The organism is Brevibacterium sp. CT2-23B (genome assembly GCF_013168765.1).
Lineage (GTDB): Bacteria > Actinomycetota > Actinomycetes > Actinomycetales > Brevibacteriaceae > Brevibacterium > Brevibacterium sediminis.
This window is the reverse complement of sequence record NZ_JABBYK010000007.1, coordinates 66,312-85,742: the sequence shown is the minus strand read 5'-3', so window position 1 is coordinate 85,742 and position 19,431 is coordinate 66,312. Positions and strand designations below refer to the sequence as shown.

The window sequence follows — 19,431 nt, the reverse complement described above, 5'->3', positions numbered from 1 at the left end:
GTGTGGGGCCGGTCATAGGGACTCAACGGAGAAAAGCGTAGGGTCGGGAACATGACGACACAACGTGCATCAGATGTCATGGTCAGAGCCCTGGAGAACGAGGGCGTCGAGCGGATCTTCGGCATTCCCGGTGAGGAGAACCTCGACTTCGTCGACTCCCTGCGGAGCTCATCGATCGAACTCATCCTCACTCGCCACGAGCAGGCGGCCGCGTTCATGGCCGCCACCTACGGCCGGCTGACGGGCAAGCCCGGTGTGGTGCTCACGACCTTGGGTCCGGGCGCACTCAACCTGGCGACCGGGGCTGCGTACGCCCACCTCGGCGGGATGCCGGTCATCATGATCACCGGCCAGAAGGGCATCCGCACGGCCGAGCAGGCGGCGTTCCAGATGGTCAATACGGTGGCGACGATGGATCCGCTGACGAAGGTGAGCAAGCAGATCACCTCGGCGGCGATGATCCCGACGATGGTCCGGGAGGCGTTCCGCGCCGCTCAGGCCGAGCGTCCCGGACCGGTGCACCTCGAGCTGCCCGAGGACATCGCCGGGATGCCGGTCGACGGGTTCGAGCTCATCGAACCACATACGAACACTCGGCCCGTCGCCGGGGATACGGCGATTGCGAACGCCGCGAACGTCATCAAGGAGGCGAAGAACCCGCTGCTCATGCTCGGTGCGGATGCCTCCCGGGCCTCGTGCAGTGAGGCGCTGTCGCGTTTTGTCGCCCAGATGCGCATCCCCTACGTCACCACGCAGATGGGCAAGGGGTCGGTGACGGGCGCGTCGGATCTGTACATGGGCACGGCGGCGCTGACGTCCGGTGACTACGTCCACGACGCGATCGATGCCGCCGATGTCATCGTCACCATCGGTCACGATACGACGGAGAAGCCGCCGTTCACGATGGACGAGACCGGGCCGACCGTCGTGCACATCGGGTACCGTCCCGCCATCGTCGAGCAGGTGTATTTCCCGCAGTTCGAGGTCATCGGTGACCTGGGTCCGTCCTTGGATAAGCTCGCCGAGGCGCTCGGTGGTCCCGTGCCCACCGCCGAGGCGCTCCTGCCGATGCGTGATGAGATCCTCATCAAGATCCACGAGGGAGCCGATGAGGATCGGTTCATCCCACAGCGGATCGTCCAGGAGGTCCGAGACGTCGTGCCGACCGATGGGATCGTGGCCCTCGACAACGGGATGTACAAGATCTGGTTCGCCCGTAACTACCGCACGACCAGGGCGAACACACTGCTGCTCGACAATGCTCTGGCGACGATGGGCGCCGGGCTGCCGTCGGCCATCGGGGCGAAGCTGACCTACCCGGAGCGTCGTGTCATGGCCGTGGTCGGCGACGGCGGGTTCATGATGAACAGCCAGGAGATGGAGACCGCGGTCAGGCTCGGTCTGGACCTCGTCGTGGTCATACTCGAGGACAACGCCTACGGCATGATCCGTTGGAAGCAGGCCGCGGACGGATTCCCCGACTACGGGCTGACCTACGGCAACCCGGACTTCGTGAAGTACGCGGAGTCCTATGGGGCCGCCGGCACCCGCGTCGAGGATGTCGACGGCATCAGCGATGCCCTGGAGAACGCGTTCGAGGTCGGCGGAGTGCACGTCGTGGTCGTGCCCGTCGACTACTCGGAGAATAAGCGCGTGCTCATCGACGAGTTGGGCAAGCGGTGAAGCGCTGTCTTTTGGTGCTTCCGACCTTAATCCGGCAGCTGGCTAATTGATACGGTCACGTATCTTCACGATTCTGCTGGGGGCCTCCGCGCTGTGTGCGTGGGGATCCCTCGGCGAGATCGTCAAGGAATTCCTGCGGGACCGGCCGATCGATTCACTGCTCTGGTTCATGCTTGGGGTGGCGGCAGCCTCGGCGATCGTGGTCTGGTCTGTGTTTCGGGCGAGTCGTGTCAGGCTCGAGGTCAGGAGCTTCATCGGCAGCGTTCCGTTGGGAGTTGTGCTCCTGTGCTCGCTGGTGGGCGGGTTCGTTCTGCCGTCGCTGCTCGTCGGCGGAACAAATGTCATCGACGTGGCAGTCACCGCGATCGTCATCGCCGCGGTCTGCGGTGGTGCGATGCTCTACCTGCGAAAGGCCTACTTCACTCCCCCGGATAGTCCCGAGGGGTTAGCGAACGAAGACTAGTCAGGTCCGTCATTTCGAGGAACCCAGATCCACCCCTCTCGCAGCGCACTCGACTTCAAGTCAGCAGGAGCCGGTTCGCATCTGCCCAAATAGGCTTCCAGTGCGATGATGGCGGCGAGCACTGCGTCCAGCGCATTGTCATCAGCGACGCAGAGGTCTCTGTGCCCGTTCCACTCCAAGTTGGGAAACGTCTTGGACAGTTCGTCGACCAACTGGTGCCGGACTTCAGAATTCTTCTGTCCTTTGTAACCACGATGTTGCAGGCCCCACGCTTTCAACGCTGCCGCAGGATAGACCTCATAGACAACACCTGACCCGTCTCGGGCAGTTGAGACGCCCTCTGCCCTCAGGTGTGCCTCGATACCTGCCCAGCGCATTGCCGCATAGGCAATCCGCTCAGTGGCGACGCTCAATGGCCAGACACCAATTGCGCGTTGGACGTACCGGTCAGTTTCCCGTAGCGCCAGGCCCCGTCGCCATTCGCGGTCGGTGGACTCCGGAGCAGACAATTCTCCACTTGCGTGGTCGGACACGAATTCGACGAACTTCTGTGGCCAGCCAAGAGGCACGTCAACACCTGTCCGACCTGCCTGAGTTATTGCATTCCGAATCGCATGGTCATCAGCGCCGAGGAGAAGTTCGTCAATCGTCATTTGCGCATTGAGTGATTCCCGCTCACCGACGTTGAGGATGGCGAGGCCAGTGCGGTCCGCCTCGGCTGCGAGGTCGACTCCGGCAATTCTCATCCAGACCATCTTTCCGTGTGCATCCGCTAGGCCATCGGCCCACTCCACTGAGGTGCCGAGTTTGGACGCCGTGTACTGTCCAGTGTCCTCAGTATGCCGGTGGGCGTTCAGAGGACTCGAACGGATAGCGTGCCCGGAAGTCATCAGCGATCTCCCCCATGGTCACGATCTTCACACCGTCGTGCCCGCCGATGTAGTCCAGCAGACGTTCGAGCATGAGCAGCACCTGCGGACGGCCGGATACATCCGGGTGGATCGTGATCGGGAAGATCGCATAGTCGAGTTCGCGGTAGACCCAATCGAACTGGTCGCGCCACAAGGTCTCGATATCGCGGGGATTGACGAAGCCGTGGCTGTTCGGGCTGCTCTTCACGAACAGCATCGGCGGCAAGTCATCGACGTACCAGTTCGCAGCGATCTCGACGAGGTCGATCTCCTTGCCGTGTTTGAGCGGCTTCATCCACGTTTCCGGCGTCTGCGAGTAGTCGATCGGCGTCCATTCGTCGCCGGCGATGGAGTAGTACGGTACGAAATCCTTGTGGCTCTGGCTGTGGTCGTATTCGAAACCGAACTTCTTCAGCAGCTCAGGCGTGTATGCGCTCAGCTCCCACCATGGGGCGACGTAGCCGCGTGGCTGGCTGCCTGTGAGGTTCGTGATGAGCTCGACGGACTTCTCCATGACGATGTCTTCCTGACGGTTCGTCATTGCGACGGGATTCTCGTGGCTATAGCCGTGGGCGCCGATCTCATGTCCGTCGTCGTGCACCATCTTGCATTGGTCAGGGAAGGTCTCGAGCGAATGTCCGGGTATGAACCAGCTTGCCTTGAGGTCGCGGCGTTTGAGCATCTTCAGGAGCCGGGGAACTCCAATCTCGCCGGCGAAGATGCCCCGCTGAATGTCTGAGGGAGAGTCCTCCCCACCGTAGGAACCGAGCCAGCCTGACACTGCGTCGATGTCGATACCGAGTGAAACGAAAATCTCTTTGGCCATCTTGCGCATCCTCCGTCCATTCGAAAGTGAGAACGCGGACTCGCTGCGGGCGAATGCCGCGATGCTGTGAGTCTTTCACCGAAGAGTGATCTGCGCAATAGGTTTCTCACCAGGTCAGAGACCGTACTTTTCCGTTAGGAGCTTCCCGTGCTCACTCCACGGTGATGCCGAGTTCCGAGGCGAAGAGCTCCGCAAAGAGCATAAGCTGGGTGTCGTCGATGGTCGCTCCGCGCAGTGAGTGCACGCCGGAGATCTTATGCGGTTCCAGCCCCCGGATGTCGACGTTGCCGAGGGTGGCGCCTTCGCACTGGAAGACTCCGACGCTGCTTCCCGGAAATGCGGCCCGGCTGACCTTCGCCCGGTCGAGGTCGATCTCGTCGATCTTGCAGTCGCGGAACTCGACATCGGTAAGCTTCGACCCGCGCAGGTTGAGGTAGGCGATACGGCAATTGGTGAATCGCACCTTCTCCCACACGCTGTCATAGACAACGCCGGCACCGATCCGTGTTCCAGAGATCGCTGTGTGCAGTAGGTTTCCACGGGACATAGTCCACGTGTCGGCGCGGCAGTCCGTAATCTCCGTGCCGGAGATCCTGGCCCCGGTGAGATCGACCGGCACGTCGACATCGCCGAAATTGACGTTCGACCATCGACAGTCGAGGAACGTCGCTTGGGTGGCGTCCACCTCGGCGAGGTCGAGATCGGTGAATTCCATGCCCTCGAGGAATTCCTCGGGATCGATATCCCCGAGGTAACCCTGGGCAAGCTCTCCAAGGGTGATCTTCGGTGGTCGCGGCGTCTCCGTGGTCATGCGCCCACCCTAATCGCTGTCGGTGACATACCCCGTCGTTGCGAGTTCACCCGAACGAAAACCCAACTTGTTATCGTCGGGAGCATGGATACGCGGCCACGCTCGCCCAATGACCGCAGTGCACCCTACGCGATTGCGTTCGCAGCCGGCGGCGTGCTCGCGGTTGTCTACCTCGTGGTCCGTTACCTGCACGCTCAGTACATCGGCTGCGGTGGAGCCGGCTTCCAGTGTGGCGGGGCCATCAATGACCTGTTCCTCGGGTACGGAAGCTGGTTTCTTGGATTTCTTATCGTCCTTGGCTGGGTGGCCACGGCGGTGATTGCACCGTCGATGCTGAATCAGCTCCGACCGCACACGTCATGGTGGAGACGCGGACTCATCGCCACTGGATTCTGTTTGGCCGTGACCGTTGTGATCATGGTGGTCTACGGCGGAATAGTGACGTATTCGGAATAAGGCTGAGCGATCGACGTCTCCCCCACTAGACTGCAGGCATGAAGCCACTGACAACGATCCTGTCATTGCCCGTCGCCGACCCGCAGGCCACCGCAAACTTCTACGCCGATGGACTCGGCCTCGAAACCGACGGTGTGGAGGACGGCATCGTCGCCTTCGAGCTGCCGAACCTCTCCATCTTCTTCATCACCGCCGACGAATACGGTCAGTACCTCGAGCTCTCTGGCCAGCCCGGTTCGAAGAATCCGGTTCCCGGCGCCAGCATCATCTCGTGTGCATTCGCCACGCGTGCTGAGATCGACGAGGTACTTGACCGTGCTGTCGCCGCCGGTGGATCAGCCGATCCTGGTCAAGATGTCGATGGCTCGTACATGGGCTACTTCGCTGACCTCGACGGCTACATCTGGGAGCTCGTCGCCAATGAGCAGACCGCGAAGGCCGCAACTGCGGCGGAATAGTTTTTACGTACCTGCCGGACGGTCGCGGAGGGCATTCGCGCACGATGAGCGCACAGTCGTCCGCGTCTCAGCGGCCGCGGGAAGCTGAGACTCCTGCCGTCGCCGTTTTCGGGACATCGACGAAACCGAGTCTCTTCACCGCCGAGGTGTAGACGACATACTCTTTGATGAGTGCAACAGGCACCGTCACCGTGAACAGCAGTTGCGGTACCGACGGAGAGGCCCCCGTACCGAAATCGAGTACCCAGAAAATACACGCAACAGCCGAGAAGACGACCACTGTCTCGATCGCTTCCTTGAGATGATGGCTCCGCAGCGTCGCCAGAGACTTCGGCGCATCGGCAATATCAACCACGCTCGTCTCACCGCCCTGACTGCTGCTGTTAATCGACTAGGTTACTTGTCGCCACAGTAGCGCAGATCACCGCAGAATTGAACCACGCCCGCAGATCAGCGAGCCGGTCGTGAGCACCGTCCTCAACCAACCGAGGCCGCCCAGCCCCTCACATCCGTTGGTTGCGAGCACTTTCGTAGATGCACACTCCGGCGGCGGTGCCGAGGTTGAGGCTTTCGGCTGAGCCGTAGATCGGGACGGCGACGGATGAGTCGCACAGCTCCAGATCCTCGGCGCTCATCCCCCAGGCTTCGTTGCCGAAGACCCACGCGGTCCGTGCGGTGAGATCCAGACCCGTCTCCCATGGATGGTGCAGATCGTGGGCTTCGTCGTTCGCGTCGGCGGCGAGCACCTGCAGGCCGCGCGCGCGGGCCAGTTCGGTCACCTCGGACAGTCCGACTCCAATGACGACAGGGATGTGGAAGAGCGAGCCGGCGGTCGACCTCACGGTCTTGTCGTTGTAGACATCCACCGACGACGAGGTCAGCACCACGGCATCGGCGCCCGCGGCATCGGCCAGCCGGATGATCGTGCCGGCATTGCCCGGGTCGCGCACTTGCGACAGGACGACGACGAGCTGCGCTTCCTTGTCGAGCACCGAGGTCAGCTCCACGTCGAGCGCCCTGCACACGGCCACGACGCCTTGTGAGTTCACGGTCGAGGCGAGCTCGGTGAGCACCTCGGGGGTGACGATGCTGCACTGCATACGCCCGTGCTTGGCCGTGGAGACGAACGAGGGATGCTCCTCGGCGGCCTCCTCGGTGATGAAGAGCTCGACGATGGAGCCCATGCGCGCCAGAGCCTCACGGACGGCCTGCGGGCCCTCGACGAGGAACTGCCCCGTGGCCTTGCGATCACGACGCTTGAGCAGCTTCGCGGCGTTCTTGATCCGCTTCGACTGAGGTGAGGAGATGACGTCAGGGAGTTTCATGAAACCGTGTTCTCGATCCGTTGAATGCTGAAGTGGAAGAGGTGCGAGCTGAAGGGGCAGGAGCCGATTGAGGGACCAGGCAGGCCCCAGCAGAAAGACCGACGGCCCCGAACCTGGAGTTCGGGGCCGTCGTCGATCACCGAGGCGATCGGTCAGTCACTGTGTGACCGGAGTTTAGATAAGACGCTGCTCAGGCGGCGTCGGTCTTCGCTGCGTTGACGTCAGCAGGAAGAGCATCCTTGGCGACCTTGACCAGGTGCGCGAAGGTAGCCGAGTCGTTCACGGCGAGCTCGGCGAGCATGCGACGGTCGACCTCGACTCCTGCGGCCTTGAGGCCCTGGATGAAACGGTTGTAGGTCATACCGTTGGCGCGGGCGCCGGCGTTGATGCGCTGGATCCAGAGACGACGGAAGTCGCCCTTGCGCTTGCGACGGTCACGGTAGCTGTAGACCAGCGAGTGGATGACCTGTTCTTTGGCCTTGCGGTACAGGCGCGAGCGCTGTCCGCGGTAGCCGCTTGCCCGGTCGAGGATGACCCGGCGCTTCTTGTGAGCGTTGACCGCTCTCTTCACACGTGCCACGTGTTACTCCTTTAGAAAGTTCGTATCTGCCGGCGATGCCGGACTCTGGTTCAAGCTGTGGGAGCCGCTTTCGACTGCCCGTGGGAGATCCCGGAGACTGTCCGGGAAGGAAAGACCCGAAAGGGGTCTCACCTGCCCTTGAGCTTGCCCAGAAGCTTGCGGGCCATGGCGCGGTCGCCGCCGGTGAGTTCCTGGTCGGTGGACACGCGGCGCTTACGAGCCGAGGACTTGCCCTCGAACTTGTGCTGGTTGTTCACGCCTTCACGCATGATCTTGCCACTGCCAGTCACGCGCATACGCTTCTTGGCGCTGCTGTTCGTCTTCTGCTTCGGCATAGTGCCGTTCTCCTTTGCAATTCGTTGCCCGCGTCAACCGCTGGCAACTACTTCACACGCACAGACCAGGACGGACCTGGAACGCGACGTACTTAATTTCTCACGCGTCCGGGCGAACTGCGTTCTTCTCTGCAGCGACCCGATCGCGACGGGACTTCACCTCAGCGGACTTGCCCTTGGCATCTGCCGATGCCTTCCGGGCCTCCGCCTTGGCGTCAGACTTTGACTTGTGCGGGGCGATGACCATCACCATGTTGCGTCCGTCGACTCGCGGTGAGGATTCGACGGAGCCAAGATCGGACACATCTTCGGCCAAGCGGTTGAGCAGCTTGATGCCCATCTCGGGACGGGACTGCTCACGTCCGCGGAACATGATCATGACCTTGACCTTGTCGCCGCCTTCGAGGAAGCGGGTGACGTGGCCCTTCTTCGTCTCGTAATCGTGTTCGTCGATCTTGAGACGGAAGCGGATCTCCTTCAGCGCAGTGTTCGCCTGGTTCTTCCGGGCTTCTCTGGCTTTCTGGGCAGATTCATATTTGAATTTTCCGTAGTCCATGAGCTTGGCTACGGGTGGCTTCGCCTGTGGGGCTACCTCGACGAGGTCGAGGCCGGCTTCACCGGCGAGATCGAGTGCCTTGCGAATGGCAACGATACCGACCTGTTCACCATTGGGTCCGACCAACCGGACCTCGGGAACCCGAATCCGGTCATTGATGCGCGTCTCGCTGATGTGTTCACTCCTTTTTGCTCAAATGTGGTCGTGACAACGAAAAAGGCTCCCGTTGACACATGCCAAGGGAGCCTGCACACACGAGCAGTACGGTAGACGTACGTTCAGTGAATACACCTCGATCTGGACCCGATCAGACTATGCCTGACGGACAGATCTTTGGACCCGATCGCTCTTCGCGATCAAGGTGGGAGACAGACTCCGCTTCGCACCAGCTACCAGTGTACTACGCTTCATGACTCTTCGCACATCGAGGCCCTGGTGTGATCGCCGCATTGATTTATATGTCAAGCTTATGGCATGAGTTCTGAAGAATCTGTTCCCGCCGAGGCGATCGCCGACGTTACGCGCGACATCGCCGAGGTCCCCGCCGTCGAGGTCATCACCTCCAGCGCCGTCCACCTCATGTCCGCCGCCGCCGTCAAGTGCGGCCTGGCCGAGGACACCGCCGAAGGTCGCGGCGCCGACCTCCAGGACCTCGATGAGGCCCGCAAGCTCATCACCGCACTGGCCGGCTTCGTCACCGGTGCTGCCACCGTGATCGGCGACCACCACGCCCGCCCGCTGCGCGATGGACTGCGCAGCCTGCAGCTGGCCTTCCGCGAGGCTTCGGAATACCCCGACGCCCCCGGCGAAGGTCCCGGAGAGAAGTTCACCGGCCCCGTCCGCTGACACTCCCCCGCTGACCACTCACGCAACGGCCCTCGATCTTCGATCAGGGGCCGTTGTCATATCCTCATCCGCCGAGGCGGTCGTGTCCTTGCCCGCAGACGTTCACCGATTCACGCGCCGAGGCGACCGACCACTCCGGACATGAGATCGTCTTCGACATCGTCGAGTCCCGGCCCGAATTGGCCGAAGCGCAGACCGTTGATCAGCCCGATGACAGCGACCCAGATCGTGATGGTCTCCAGGATCACGGCATCGTCGTAGTCGAGTCCGAGTTCGTCGAGTCCCTGTCGCAGCGGCTCGAGCGTCGCGCTCAGCTCCTGAGCGTCGGCACTCTGGGCCGTGCCAGCTCCGTTGGCCGCCTCGGTGCCGGTCGCTGACTCCGCCACCAAGGACGCCAAGGCCACCATGATGCGTGTTCCCGGAACCACGGTCTCCTCACGGGGAGCCTCATACCCGTCGATCGGAGTGCCGTAGATGAGCGCCCACCGATTCGGATACGTGCGCGACCAGTCAAGCATCGCCAGCGCGAGCACCCGGACGCTCCGCTCCCCGGCCAAAGCCTCATCGACAGCATCGGCGATCTGCGTGAAGGCGTCGCGGATGAGGATCGTCAGCAGTTCATCACGACTCTTCACGTACCGATACACCGCACTGGAGACTACTCCGAGCTCACGGGCGATCGCTCGCAGCGACAGCCCGTCGACGCCTTCGTCATCGATCATGCGATTGCCGATGGCCGTGATCTGCGCTTCCGTTTCGATGCGGGCGCGCTGCCGCGGGGTCTCAGTCATGGCTTCACCTTACGATCCGAGAGCAATGATGACAACAGTGAGCACTGCTCTTGAATTGTCGGCTGCCGAGCCTTACGCTGATTCGAGAGAGCACCGCTCTCGTTTAATCATCGGAGGCATCGGAAGGGATCCGTCATGAAAACAGCACTCGTCATCGGCAATGGTCAGATCGGTTCGGAGATCGCGACTCAGCTCATCGCATCAGGCACAGATGTCCGCATCGCCACCCGCTCCGGCAGAGGTTCGTCCAGCGCCTCGGGCGGAGCGACCAACACCACCGCCCCATCGGAAACGTCGTCAACGTCTGGCACGACGACAGTCAGCGCTCCAACTCACCTCAAGGCCGATGCGAGTGATCGCGCCCAGCTGGCCGAGGCCGCTCAGGGAGTCGATGCGATCTTCGCCTGCGCACACGCTCCCTATGACAGTCGGAAATGGGAGCAGGTCCTCCCCCGCCTCGACGCAGCGATCCTCGACACCGCCGCAGAACTCGGCATCCCCGTCGTCTTCCCAGAGTCCGTCTACGCTTTCGCCGGACTCGACTCCCCAATCACCGAAACCTCACCGTTCGCTCCGGTGGAGGACAAGGGACAAATCCGGCAGCGACTCATCGAAGCCCGTGAGGCTCACTCAGCGACCAGTGCGAGCGTCATCGCAGGGGATCTGCTCGGCAGGACAGCAGAGAAGCGGTCGTCGGTGGTGCGGATGTGCATCACCGAAACGATTTCCGCAGGGCGCAGGGCCATGGTGCCGGCACGGACTGATGTCCCGCACGGAATCACCGTCATCGCCGACCACGCAGCCGCAATGATCCAGGCGGCAGAGGAGCTGAAGGACGTCCCCGCAGGGACGCACCAGCTGCGGATCGCACCGGCATCAAATCCGACACTGGCCGAGATCGCCGACTTCACTGCGGACACTCTTGGGCAGAAGCACAAGCGTCCGCTCTCAGTCCCACGCTGGGCGACCCGTGCCATCGGTGCATTCGAACGCTCCTTCTACGAGCTCAACCAGTTGGCACCGATCTGGTACGAACCCTGCGTCATCGCCTCCAGCGATTTGGCCGAAACAGTCGGAACAACCGACTGGCGCGAGGGCGTACGGCAGATGCTCGGAGGCATAAAGGTCGCGAACGACCTCTGACCGCGGAATTCCGACAGTAATCCGCAGAACTGCATGGTCGTTTCCTGCTTCTGTCACCGATTGGGTTGGGACTCAGCCATGGAAGTCGTCCGGCTCTGCGGGAATGCGCTTCGCCATGAGACAGAACTTGTTGCCGTCCGGATCCGCGAGGACATGCCAGCTTCCGGACGGCACGACATCAGTCTTCGTGGCACCCAAAGCCATAAGTCTTTCGAGTTCGTCCGCCTGGCTGCGGTCAGTCGGACAGAGGTCGAGATGGAGACTGTTGTCCCCAAACGAATCGCTCGAACGCTCGAAGAGAATAGTCGGTGCATTCCACGCCCCGGAGATCGCGACTCCGGTTTCGTCCGTGGCCGTCACTTCGTATCCCAGTGCTTCGCACCAGAATCGGCTCAGCCGAGCCGGGTCCGGGGTTTTGACGATAAGGTCGCTGATTCGACTCACCATGAGCGATCGAACCTCACAGTCGGATCCCGTTGCCCGGGCCCAACGGCAGGTCGAAGAGGAACCAGATGCCCAGCAGCACGGCCCAGGCCAGCCAGAACGGGATGACGAACGGGAACATCCGAGAGATGACCGTGCCCAACCCGGCATTCGGTTCATACCGGCGAACAAGGCCGAGCAGCACGATCATGTACGGGTTGAGCGGAGTGATAACCTGAGTGGCCGAGTCTCCGACGCGGAAACCGGCTTGGATGAATGCCGGTTCGTAGCCGAGCAGGGCGAAGAGTGGGACGAATACGGCGGCCATGAGTGTCCACATCGACGACCCGGACACGATGAACAGGTTGAGCACGCTGGCCAGGAGCATGAAGCCGATGACCGCGGCGAACCCTGTCAGCCCGATCGCCTCGAGCCCAGACGCACCTGCGACGGCGATCCACGAACCGATTCCCGTCCAGTTGAACAGGGCGATGAACTGGCCGAGGATGAACGCGAGAATGAGGAACGACATCATGTCGATGATCGACTGGCTCATCATTCTCACCAGGTCGTTCATCGATCTCACGGTGTGCACGACGATGCCGTAGACGACGCCCATGAGCATGAAGTAGGCGAAGACGATGAACACGATCGACGACAGCAGCGGGGACTCCGGGAGGAATCCGCCGTCCTCGTTCCGCCAGGGTGAACTGGGGAGGAGGAAAGCGAAGAGGAAGACCGCGGTGAGGACGAGACCCGAGATCACCGACCAGATCAGCCCCTTCTTCTCTTCCGGTTCGAGTTCGGCCTTGATCTCTGTGGACGACTCTGCGTCCGAGGATTCAGAGGATCCATCCGAAGTCGCCGAGGCATCTCCGTAGGGGCTGTCGGGTGCCTGGTATTCGCGGGCCAGTCCGCTCGACGAGGCATTCGCGTATTCGCGGGGCACTCCCTTGCGCACCATGTTCGGTTCGATGAGCCGGTCGATGATGAAGCCGGCGATGATCGCGAGCACGATCGACGAGGCGATATTGAAGTAGTAGTTCGATACCGGGTTGACCGCGGTGTAGTCGGTGTTCGGCAGGGTCTCCATCACCGAGGTGGTGATCCCGGCGAACAGAGCGTCGAGGCTCGTGGGGACGATCGAGGTCGAATAGCCGGCACCGGTGGCGGCGAACCCGCCGATGAGACCGGCCATCGGATGCCGTCCTGCCGCTTTGAATACGAGCGCAGCCAGAGGCGGGATGATGACGAACGCCGAGTCGGCCATGATCGACCCGACCACCCCGACGAAGCCGACGGCATAGGGCAGCAGCCACTTGGGACTCTTGCCGAAGGCGATGCGCACGGCCGCGGCGAGCATTCCCGACTTCTCGGCCACTCCGACGGCCAGCAGAATCGGCAGCACCGTGGCCAAGGGCGGGAACCCGATGTAGTTGTCGCCCATCGTCGTGGTCAGCCACGCCAGGCCCTCCCCGGTGAACAGGCCCTTGATTGCGATGGTCTCGTCGCCGCCGGGAATGGCCACGGTGACGTCGGCCATGGCCATCGCCGTGGAGACGAGGCCGGTGATGATGAAGAGCCCGAGGAACAGCGTGAACGGTTCGGGCAGCTTGTTTCCGATGCGTTCGATCCAGTCCAGCGTGCGCTGGCCGAAACCGACTTTCCCATCTGTCGTCGTCGACATGAGCGGTCCTTCTCTTCGATGGCGCGGGTCTGGGTGCGGCGGGACGATCTCAGTCGAAGAAGTGCTCGACGTCGATGGCTCCCCCGTCGCGGGCGAACTCTTCGGTCACCTCGGCGGCGAGGGCATCGTCGACGAGGAAATCCAGGGCGGTGCACGCAAGACCGTAGGCCCCGTCGAGTGCCGCGGATTTGGCGGCAGGGGTCTCGGCGGCTGCGGCGAATTCTCGGGTGTGCAGGGCCACCTCGGCGTCGGCGGTCTTGATGAGCGGATGGATGCCGGGAATCCGGTAGGAGACGTTGCCGAAGTCCGTCGATGCGGCAATCGATTCGTCGAGCACTCCGGCGGGAAGCGGTTGGCGGCCGCGCGTCTGTTCGTGTTCGGCCCAACGGGCGGTCAGCGCCGAATTCGTACGCACGGGCAGCGACGGCGGATGTTCGTCCCAGTCGACGGTGACTCCGGTGCCGGTCATGAGCGCGGCACCCTTCGCCGCGTCCTCGACCCGGTCGGAGAGCTCTTTGAGCGTCTCGGGGAACTTCGAACGGACGTAGCACTGCACGGTGGCCGATTCGGTGATGATCGACGGTCTCGTTCCGCCGTCGGTGATGACCGCGTGCAGACGGGAGATCGGCGGCATCTGCTGCCGCATCAGGCCGAGCCCCTGGTAGAAGAGGTTCGCCGCGTCGAGGGCGTTGCGTCCCATGAAGGGCTGGGCCGAGGCGTGGGCGGCGACCCCTGAGTACGTGACCTTGAGCAGGCGGCGTCCCAGCCACACCTGGTCGGCGCAGTCATAGCCGTATCCGTGGACCATGATGGCCGCGTCGATGCCGTCGAAGGCGCCGGCGCGGGCCATAACCTCTTTGCCCGAATGGCCTTCTTCGGCCGGGGTGCCCAGCAGGACGACGGTGCCCGGCACGGCGTCGGGGTCTTTCTCGTACAAGGCGTGGAGGGCGAGGAAGGCACCGATTCCGGCGGTGGCGATGATGTTGTGTCCGCACGCGTGCCCGATCTCGGGCAGGGCATCGTATTCGGCGAGGATCGCGATCGTGCGACCGTGGCCGGATCCCGTCGTCGCCCGCAATGTGGTCTTCACACCGTAGAGGCCGGTCTCGACGTCGACTCCGTGTTTCTCCAGCACTGAGGCGATCGCGGCGACCGAATCGAACTCTTCGAACGCGGTCTCGGCGAGGTCATGGATGGTGTGGAGCAGACTCGTGAGGTCGCCTTCAGCGGCGTCGAGGCCTGCGGCGATGCCGGACCGGCTCGTCTCGGGGGCACCGGTGAAGTCGGAGACCCACTCGGCGGCCTGCTCGGCCCGGGCCCGGGTCTGTCGAGCCATCTCGTCGAGGTAGTTGTCGTCCGGTGCGGTCGAGTGGCCGAGGTCACGGATTTCGCTCATGGGTCATAAGCATAGGTGCCCTGCCGATCTGACACGCCCGGAATGGTCAGACTTCGACGAGGCGGATGGCCAGGGAGTCGATCTTCGCGACGAGGTCCTCGTCACCGGCGACGGTTTCCTGGAACCGGCGCACTTCTTCCGGCGGCACTTCGGACTCGACGCCGAGTGTGATGCCGAGCTCCGGCCCACCGAGGTGGACGCTGTTGCTGCCGGGGCTCACACCGATCCGAGCCAGCCACGGGAAGGACTCGGCGATGGCACGCAGGCGCTGGGCCACCTCGGCGTCGGCCCAGGACGGAGTCCAGGGCTGGGACTGTACGAACGCGAACATGGCGGGGCGGCGCAGCAGGAATGAGGACTCGGCCCCGGGGTCGAGGACGACGAGCTGGGACTCAGCCTCGATCGCCCCGAGGACGAGCCGTTCGGACTCGATCGGCACGGGACGGGCATCGGAATGCCACGCCGTCAGCGGTGGGATTCCGGAGAATCCGGGGGTGCACTCGCGGCCGTCCTCGGCTTGGAGACGGACCATCGCCATCTCCGAGGAGTTGTCGGCCATGAGACCGTTCTCTCCGACCTCCTGGTCGAGAACCATCGGCACGATCGGGGCATAGAGCCTGGCCCCGGACAGAGCCGTGACGACCTGCTGGTGTGCGGCCGGATCCAAGGGTGCATGAGCGACCTGGGTCAGGGCCTCCAGCAGGGCCGCATCCGCGAGTCCGGTGTCACCGGAGAACGGGTTGGGTTTGAGATCCCGGCCCTCCCACGCCTGCCCGGCGGAATCCGTCGGGGCGTGGGCGTCGCCTGCCTGGGCATCAGACGCGTCGGACCGGGGCTCGCCCGGCCCATGCGGCTGGCCCCGATCGTGTGAGTGCGTGCTCACAGACTCACCGTCCTGCGACGTCGAGGGCTTCTTCCAGAGTGAACTTGCCGGCGTAGAGTGCCTTGCCCACGATCGCCGAGTCGACGCCGAAGGGCACGAGCTCACGGAGGGCTCGCAGGTCGTCGAGGCTCGAGACTCCGCCGGAGGCCACGATCGGAGAGTCGGTCTTCTGCGCGAGATCCTTGAGCAGGTCGACATTGGGTCCCTGCAGGGTGCCGTCCTTGCGCACATCGGTGACGACGTAGCGGGAGCAGCCGGCGGCTTCGAGGGTGGCGAGGACCTCGTAGAGGTCGCCGCCGTCCTTCGTCCAGCCGCGGGCGGCCAGGGTGGTTCCGCGCACGTCGAGGCCGATGGCGACCTGATCGCCGAAACGCGAGATCATCTCGGCCGTCCACTCGGGGTTTTCCAGGGCGGCGGTGCCGATGTTGACGCGCTCGGCTCCCGTGTCGAGTGCGCGTTCGAGGCTTTCGGTGTCACGGATGCCACCGGAGAGTTCGACCTTGATCCCCACGGCCTTGACGACCTGGTTGAGCAGATCCGAGTTCGAACCGCGCCCGAAGGCGGCGTCGAGGTCGACGAGGTGGATCCATTCGGCGCCGCGGCTCTCGAAGTCCTGAGCGGCGTCGATGGGTGAACCGTAGTCGGTTTCGGTTCCGGCTTCGCCCTGGACGAGGCGGACGGCCTTGCCGTCGGCGACGTCGACGGCGGGAAGGAGGACCAGCTTGTTCGAACTGTCTGTCATTGTGACCTTTCTGCCAGGGTGCCACGGGGTTTGAGGCAACCATAGTCGGTGTGCTCGGTCAGGAGCTGAGTGAGTCTGTGGGGTTGGTGCCGGAGCTGCCGGAACCGCTGCCCGGGCTGCTGTCGGCGGCGAACGAGGCGAGCCAGTTGCGCAGGAGCTTAGCGCCCGCCTCGGCGGATTTCTCGGGATGGAACTGTGCTGCCCAGGTGGTTCCGTCTTCGACAGCGGCGATGAAGTCATTGCCGTGGCGGGCGGTCGTAACCGTCGCGTTCGCCGGCGGCTCGGTTGCGGCGTAGGAGTGGACGAAGTAGAAGCGTTCGTCTCCGATTCCGGCGAACATGGCCGAGTCTGCGGGAGCGTTGACCTTCGACCATCCCATATGCGGGATGACCGGTGCCTCGAGGCCGGTGACGGCTCCGGGCCACAGTCCGATGCCCTCGGTCTTGACTCCGTGTTCGACGCCGCGGGCGAAGAACACTTGGAGGCCGACGCAGATGCCGAGCAGCGGTCGACCCTGTTCGTGGCGGGCCCGGATGAGGTCGACTCCCCCGACGTTCTCCAGTCCGGCCATCACGGCCGAAAATGCGCCGACGCCGGGGACCAGCAGTCCGTCGGAGTCGTTGATGACATCGTGATCGGCCGTGAGCGTGACCTCGGCGCCGGCTGCGGCGACCGCACGCACGGCGGAACGGACGTTTCCGGCACCGTAGTCGAGGACGGCCACAGTCGTCATCGCTTCGCCCCCTTGCTCAGCACCGACCAGATCCTCCACAGGGAGAACCCGAGGACGATGGCACCGAGTGCGGCGACGACCCAGGCGATGGTGTTCCCGCCCAGGGCCAGAGCAATGCCGAAGGCCATGACGAGTCCGGCGAGGACGGCGGCGATGATCCACAGCAGTGCCGTGCGTGCCATGGCGGCCCGACCCGGGCTCATCGTGGCCGCACTGGCCTGCAGCTTCGTCATCGACGACGTCGGGATATTGCCTTCGACATCTTCTGCGGCAACGGTTTCGAGCAGCAGACCTTCGAGCACATCGGGCAGGTTCTTCAGCGCCAGCCCGGCCGGCACATCGGACTCCCGGGCGCCGTGGCGGAAATGGCCGGCGTCGATCTGCTCTTCGCTGCGCACGAGGAGGAGGACCTCATGTTTGCCCGCGAGCTTCGAGATCGCTGCGGCCGCCTCGTTGCCGGCTTTGACATCCGTGTCGGCGAGGACGATACCGCTGAACTCGCCGATCGGCACGATGGTGCCGGAGATGTTCGACAGCACGCACGCGGCGGCCAACTGTTGGGCGACCCCGAACGGGGTCACGATGACGGTCGTGCTCACAGGACTCCCTTGGTGCTGGGAACGGAATCGCTGCGCGGATCGGTTTCGACGGCCTCGCGCAGCGCGCGGGCGAAGGCCTTGAACTCGGCTTCGACGATGTGGTGCGGGTCGCGACCGCGCACCAGGTCGAGGTGGACGGTCAGGCCGCCGTTGAAGGCGATCGATTCCAGCGAGTGGGAGGTCATCGAACCGGTGAAGTGACCGCCGATGAGGTGGTACTGCTGGCCCTCGGGCTCGCCTTCGTGGACGAAATAGGGGCGACCGGAGACGTCGACGACGCACTGGGCCAGGGCCTCGTCCAGCGGCACGGCGGCGAAACCGTAGCGGCGGATGCCGACCTTGTCGCCGAGCGCTTCGCGCAGGGTCTGACCGAGCACGATCGAGGTGTCTTCGACGGTGTGGTGGACGTCGATGTGCGTATCGCCGGTGGCGGTGATGTCGAGGTCGATCATCGAGTGCTTCGACAGGGCGGTGAGCATATGGTCGAAGAACGGCACGGAAGTCGAGATGTTCGAGGTGCCGGTGCCGTCGAGGTTGACGGACACGGACACCGTGGACTCGGACGTGGTGCGTGAGTTCTGGGCCTGCCTCATGGAGTGCCTTTCGTCGGGGCGGCTGATGACGTGGTCGGAGACTGCGGACGGTCCGCGAGGACGTCCGGTGATTCGGCGAGGATGTCGTCGATGGCGGTCAGGAACGCTTCGGTCTCTGCCTCGGTGCCGGCGTTGACGCGGGCGTGGCCGGTGATGCCGATATCGCGGATGAGGACTCCCCGGTCGAGCAGCTTCTGCCACAGCTCGGCCGGTGAGGCGATGTTGCCGAAGAGGACGAAGTTCGAATCGCTGTCGTGGACGGTGAAGCCCGCCTCGGCGAGGTGGCTCGACATACGGTTGCGCGAGTCGATGAGACGGTCGACATTGCCCAGCAGCAGTTCGGCATGTTCGAGTGCGGTGCAGGCCAGCACCTGAGTGATCTCGGACAGGTGGTAGGGCAGACGGACGAGGCGGAGGACGTCGATGAGTTCGGGGGCGGCGATGGCGTAGCCCAAGCGCAGTCCGGCACAGGCGAAGGCCTTGCTCATGGTGCGCGAGACGACGAGGCGGGGCCGGCCCTCAAGCAGAGTCATGGCCGAGGACTTGGCGGGGCGGGAGAATTCCGCATATGCCTCGTCGACGATGACTACCCCTGCGCAGTTGTCGTAGGCGGCTTCGATGACGTCGAGGCCGATCGAGGTGCCGGTCGGATTGTTCGGGGTGCACAGGAAGACGATGTCCGGATTCGCACGAGCCACCTCGGCGGCGACCGTCTCGGCATCGAGAGTGAAGTCGTCCTTGCGTTCGACGTGCTGCCATTCGGCACCCGTGCCCGTGGTGATGAGCGGGTGCATCGAATACGAGGGGGTGAAGCCGAGGACCGTGCGGCCCGGGCCACCGAAGGCCTGGACGATATGGCTGAGCACTTCGTTCGAACCATTGGCTGCCCAGATCATGGAGGGGTCGAGGTCGACGGAGTCACCGGCGCGTTCGTTCACACCGTCCAGATAAGTGACGAGGTGTTCGCGCAGTGCGGTGAATTCGCGATCGGGATATCGATTGAGTCCGGCGAAATGATCGTCGACGGCTGCGCGCATGCTGTCGACGACGACGTCCGGAAGCGGATAGGCGTTCTCGTTGACGTTGAGCTGGACCGGCACATTGAGGTGCGGCGCCCCGTACGGCTTGAGGCCGACGAGGTCTGAACGCACTGGCAGAGAGTCGATGTTTCCCACGGCGATCATTCTACCG

General features: G+C 63.5%; 24 protein-coding genes. 6 read left to right on the top strand and 18 right to left on the bottom strand.

Going from position 1 to position 19,431, the window contains the following annotated elements; translation table 11 throughout:
* The first annotated feature begins 51 nt into the window (after window positions 1-51).
* Window positions 52-1,683, top strand: a complete 1,632-nt coding sequence (locus HIM68_RS17120; protein WP_172174484.1) for an acetolactate synthase large subunit — start codon at window positions 52-54, stop codon at window positions 1,681-1,683.
* A 46-nt stretch (window positions 1,684-1,729) separates the two neighbouring features.
* Window positions 1,730-2,146, top strand: coding sequence for a hypothetical protein (locus tag HIM68_RS17115; protein ID WP_172174481.1), 417 nt, complete (start codon window positions 1,730-1,732; stop codon window positions 2,144-2,146).
* Here the strand turns inward: HIM68_RS17115 and HIM68_RS17110 are convergent.
* The 3 genes from HIM68_RS17110 to HIM68_RS17100 all read right to left on the bottom strand — a co-directional run bounded on the left by HIM68_RS17110 (window position 2,143) and on the right by HIM68_RS17100 (window position 4,694).
* Window positions 2,143-2,892: a DUF429 domain-containing protein gene (locus HIM68_RS17110; RefSeq protein ID WP_172174478.1), complete on the bottom strand. Its 750-nt coding sequence runs from the start codon at window positions 2,890-2,892 to the stop codon at window positions 2,143-2,145. The two genes, HIM68_RS17115 and HIM68_RS17110, sit on opposite strands and share 4 nt — an antisense overlap.
* 88 nt (window positions 2,893-2,980) lie before the next feature.
* The gene (locus HIM68_RS17105; RefSeq protein ID WP_172174475.1) at window positions 2,981-3,883 is read right to left on the bottom strand and encodes a polysaccharide deacetylase; all 903 of its coding nucleotides are present in this window, start codon (window positions 3,881-3,883) and stop codon (window positions 2,981-2,983) included.
* A gap of 151 nt (window positions 3,884-4,034) precedes the next feature.
* A complete protein-coding gene (locus HIM68_RS17100) occupies window positions 4,035-4,694 on the bottom strand; it encodes a pentapeptide repeat-containing protein (protein ID WP_172174472.1) in 660 nt (219 codons plus the stop codon).
* Window positions 4,695-4,778: 84 nt separating this feature from the next.
* Between HIM68_RS17100 and HIM68_RS17095 the strand changes: the two genes are divergently transcribed.
* Both HIM68_RS17095 and HIM68_RS17090 read left to right on the top strand, forming a co-directional pair.
* On the top strand, window positions 4,779-5,150 hold the full coding sequence (locus tag HIM68_RS17095; protein ID WP_172174469.1) for a hypothetical protein: 372 nt from the start codon (window positions 4,779-4,781) through the stop codon (window positions 5,148-5,150).
* Between the two features lie 38 nt (window positions 5,151-5,188).
* Window positions 5,189-5,608, top strand: coding sequence for a VOC family protein (locus HIM68_RS17090; RefSeq protein WP_172174466.1), 420 nt, complete (start codon window positions 5,189-5,191; stop codon window positions 5,606-5,608).
* 67 nt (window positions 5,609-5,675) lie between these two features.
* Here HIM68_RS17090 and HIM68_RS17085 read toward each other — a convergent pair whose 3' ends face one another.
* From HIM68_RS17085 to infC, 5 genes are all read right to left on the bottom strand, one after another.
* On the bottom strand, window positions 5,676-5,963 hold the full coding sequence (locus HIM68_RS17085; protein ID WP_172174463.1) for a hypothetical protein: 288 nt from the start codon (window positions 5,961-5,963) through the stop codon (window positions 5,676-5,678).
* Between the two features lie 148 nt (window positions 5,964-6,111).
* Window positions 6,112-6,933 carry an RNA methyltransferase gene (locus HIM68_RS17080; protein WP_172174460.1) on the bottom strand — a complete coding sequence of 274 codons (822 nt, stop codon included), beginning with the start codon at window positions 6,931-6,933 and terminating at the stop codon, window positions 6,112-6,114.
* Between the two features lie 190 nt (window positions 6,934-7,123).
* The gene (rplT, locus tag HIM68_RS17075; RefSeq protein ID WP_025779787.1) at window positions 7,124-7,513 is read right to left on the bottom strand and encodes a 50S ribosomal protein L20; all 390 of its coding nucleotides are present in this window, start codon (window positions 7,511-7,513) and stop codon (window positions 7,124-7,126) included.
* A 128-nt stretch (window positions 7,514-7,641) separates the two neighbouring features.
* Window positions 7,642-7,848, bottom strand: coding sequence for a 50S ribosomal protein L35 (rpmI, locus tag HIM68_RS17070; RefSeq protein ID WP_039206667.1), 207 nt, complete (start codon window positions 7,846-7,848; stop codon window positions 7,642-7,644).
* 100 nt (window positions 7,849-7,948) lie between these two features.
* On the bottom strand, window positions 7,949-8,563 hold the full coding sequence (gene infC, locus HIM68_RS17065) for a translation initiation factor IF-3 (protein ID WP_367647576.1): 615 nt from the start codon (window positions 8,561-8,563) through the stop codon (window positions 7,949-7,951).
* 315 nt (window positions 8,564-8,878) lie between these two features.
* Here infC and HIM68_RS17060 point away from each other — a divergent pair, with 315 nt between their 5' ends.
* Window positions 8,879-9,250 (top strand): DUF1844 domain-containing protein, encoded by a 372-nt coding sequence (locus HIM68_RS17060; RefSeq protein ID WP_039206663.1) that lies wholly within the window; start codon window positions 8,879-8,881, stop codon window positions 9,248-9,250.
* 110 nt (window positions 9,251-9,360) lie between these two features.
* On the opposite strand, the gene HIM68_RS17055 is transcribed toward HIM68_RS17060, so the two are convergent.
* The gene (locus HIM68_RS17055) at window positions 9,361-10,041 is read right to left on the bottom strand and encodes a TetR/AcrR family transcriptional regulator (protein ID WP_172174457.1); all 681 of its coding nucleotides are present in this window, start codon (window positions 10,039-10,041) and stop codon (window positions 9,361-9,363) included.
* Window positions 10,042-10,176: 135 nt separating this feature from the next.
* Here HIM68_RS17055 and HIM68_RS17050 point away from each other — a divergent pair, with 135 nt between their 5' ends.
* Window positions 10,177-11,184: an NAD-dependent epimerase/dehydratase family protein gene (locus HIM68_RS17050; RefSeq protein ID WP_172174454.1), complete on the top strand. Its 1,008-nt coding sequence runs from the start codon at window positions 10,177-10,179 to the stop codon at window positions 11,182-11,184.
* A 72-nt stretch (window positions 11,185-11,256) separates the two neighbouring features.
* Here HIM68_RS17050 and HIM68_RS17045 read toward each other — a convergent pair whose 3' ends face one another.
* The 9 genes from HIM68_RS17045 to HIM68_RS17005 are packed head-to-tail and all read right to left on the bottom strand — an operon-like array spanning window position 11,257 to window position 19,415.
* Window positions 11,257-11,631: a VOC family protein gene (locus HIM68_RS17045; RefSeq protein ID WP_172174451.1), complete on the bottom strand. Its 375-nt coding sequence runs from the start codon at window positions 11,629-11,631 to the stop codon at window positions 11,257-11,259.
* A 13-nt stretch (window positions 11,632-11,644) separates the two neighbouring features.
* Complete coding sequence (locus tag HIM68_RS17040) at window positions 11,645-13,294, bottom strand: AbgT family transporter (RefSeq protein WP_172174448.1); 1,650 nt, start codon at window positions 13,292-13,294, stop codon at window positions 11,645-11,647.
* Between the two features lie 49 nt (window positions 13,295-13,343).
* Window positions 13,344-14,690 (bottom strand): M20 family metallopeptidase, encoded by a 1,347-nt coding sequence (locus tag HIM68_RS17035; RefSeq protein WP_172174445.1) that lies wholly within the window; start codon window positions 14,688-14,690, stop codon window positions 13,344-13,346.
* Window positions 14,691-14,736: 46 nt separating this feature from the next.
* Window positions 14,737-15,573, bottom strand: coding sequence for an SseB family protein (locus HIM68_RS17030; protein WP_172174442.1), 837 nt, complete (start codon window positions 15,571-15,573; stop codon window positions 14,737-14,739).
* 4 nt (window positions 15,574-15,577) lie between these two features.
* A complete protein-coding gene (priA, locus tag HIM68_RS17025) occupies window positions 15,578-16,315 on the bottom strand; it encodes a bifunctional 1-(5-phosphoribosyl)-5-((5-phosphoribosylamino)methylideneamino)imidazole-4-carboxamide isomerase/phosphoribosylanthranilate isomerase PriA (protein WP_139470134.1) in 738 nt (245 codons plus the stop codon).
* Window positions 16,316-16,373: 58 nt separating this feature from the next.
* A complete protein-coding gene (hisH, locus tag HIM68_RS17020) occupies window positions 16,374-17,048 on the bottom strand; it encodes an imidazole glycerol phosphate synthase subunit HisH (protein ID WP_172174439.1) in 675 nt (224 codons plus the stop codon).
* A complete protein-coding gene (locus HIM68_RS17015) occupies window positions 17,045-17,647 on the bottom strand; it encodes a hypothetical protein (RefSeq protein WP_139470129.1) in 603 nt (200 codons plus the stop codon). Before HIM68_RS17015 ends, hisH begins: the two co-directional genes overlap by 4 nt.
* A complete protein-coding gene (gene hisB, locus HIM68_RS17010; RefSeq protein WP_172174436.1) occupies window positions 17,644-18,240 on the bottom strand; it encodes an imidazoleglycerol-phosphate dehydratase HisB in 597 nt (198 codons plus the stop codon). Before hisB ends, HIM68_RS17015 begins: the two co-directional genes overlap by 4 nt.
* The gene (locus HIM68_RS17005; protein WP_367647573.1) at window positions 18,237-19,415 is read right to left on the bottom strand and encodes a histidinol-phosphate transaminase; all 1,179 of its coding nucleotides are present in this window, start codon (window positions 19,413-19,415) and stop codon (window positions 18,237-18,239) included. The genes hisB and HIM68_RS17005 overlap by 4 nt, the downstream gene beginning before the upstream one ends.
* Window positions 19,416-19,431 lie beyond the last annotated feature (16 nt).

What these genes read in the sequence shown, in the direction of transcription:
- hisB (WP_172174436.1), bottom strand. Translation starts at nt 18,240, where the DNA reads ATGAGGCAGGCCCAGAACTCACGCACCACGTCCGAGTCCACGGTGTCC.
- HIM68_RS17055 (WP_172174457.1), bottom strand. Translation starts at nt 10,041, where the DNA reads ATGACTGAGACCCCGCGGCAGCGCGCCCGCATCGAAACGGAAGCGCAG.
- HIM68_RS17035 (WP_172174445.1), bottom strand. Translation starts at nt 14,690, where the DNA reads ATGAGCGAAATCCGTGACCTCGGCCACTCGACCGCACCGGACGACAAC.
- HIM68_RS17105 (WP_172174475.1), bottom strand. Translation starts at nt 3,883, where the DNA reads ATGGCCAAAGAGATTTTCGTTTCACTCGGTATCGACATCGACGCAGTG.
- HIM68_RS17080 (WP_172174460.1), bottom strand. Translation starts at nt 6,933, where the DNA reads ATGAAACTCCCTGACGTCATCTCCTCACCTCAGTCGAAGCGGATCAAG.
- HIM68_RS17100 (WP_172174472.1), bottom strand. Translation starts at nt 4,694, where the DNA reads ATGACCACGGAGACGCCGCGACCACCGAAGATCACCCTTGGAGAGCTT.
- HIM68_RS17040 (WP_172174448.1), bottom strand. Translation starts at nt 13,294, where the DNA reads ATGTCGACGACGACAGATGGGAAAGTCGGTTTCGGCCAGCGCACGCTG.
- hisH (WP_172174439.1), bottom strand. Translation starts at nt 17,048, where the DNA reads ATGACGACTGTGGCCGTCCTCGACTACGGTGCCGGAAACGTCCGTTCC.
- HIM68_RS17110 (WP_172174478.1), bottom strand. Translation starts at nt 2,892, where the DNA reads ATGAGAATTGCCGGAGTCGACCTCGCAGCCGAGGCGGACCGCACTGGC.
- HIM68_RS17090 (WP_172174466.1), top strand. Translation starts at nt 5,189, where the DNA reads ATGAAGCCACTGACAACGATCCTGTCATTGCCCGTCGCCGACCCGCAG.
- HIM68_RS17050 (WP_172174454.1), top strand. Translation starts at nt 10,177, where the DNA reads ATGAAAACAGCACTCGTCATCGGCAATGGTCAGATCGGTTCGGAGATC.
- HIM68_RS17120 (WP_172174484.1), top strand. Translation starts at nt 52, where the DNA reads ATGACGACACAACGTGCATCAGATGTCATGGTCAGAGCCCTGGAGAAC.
- HIM68_RS17060 (WP_039206663.1), top strand. Translation starts at nt 8,879, where the DNA reads ATGAGTTCTGAAGAATCTGTTCCCGCCGAGGCGATCGCCGACGTTACG.
- priA (WP_139470134.1), bottom strand. Translation starts at nt 16,315, where the DNA reads ATGACAGACAGTTCGAACAAGCTGGTCCTCCTTCCCGCCGTCGACGTC.
- HIM68_RS17045 (WP_172174451.1), bottom strand. Translation starts at nt 11,631, where the DNA reads ATGGTGAGTCGAATCAGCGACCTTATCGTCAAAACCCCGGACCCGGCT.
- rpmI (WP_039206667.1), bottom strand. Translation starts at nt 7,848, where the DNA reads ATGCCGAAGCAGAAGACGAACAGCAGCGCCAAGAAGCGTATGCGCGTG.
- HIM68_RS17095 (WP_172174469.1), top strand. Translation starts at nt 4,779, where the DNA reads ATGGATACGCGGCCACGCTCGCCCAATGACCGCAGTGCACCCTACGCG.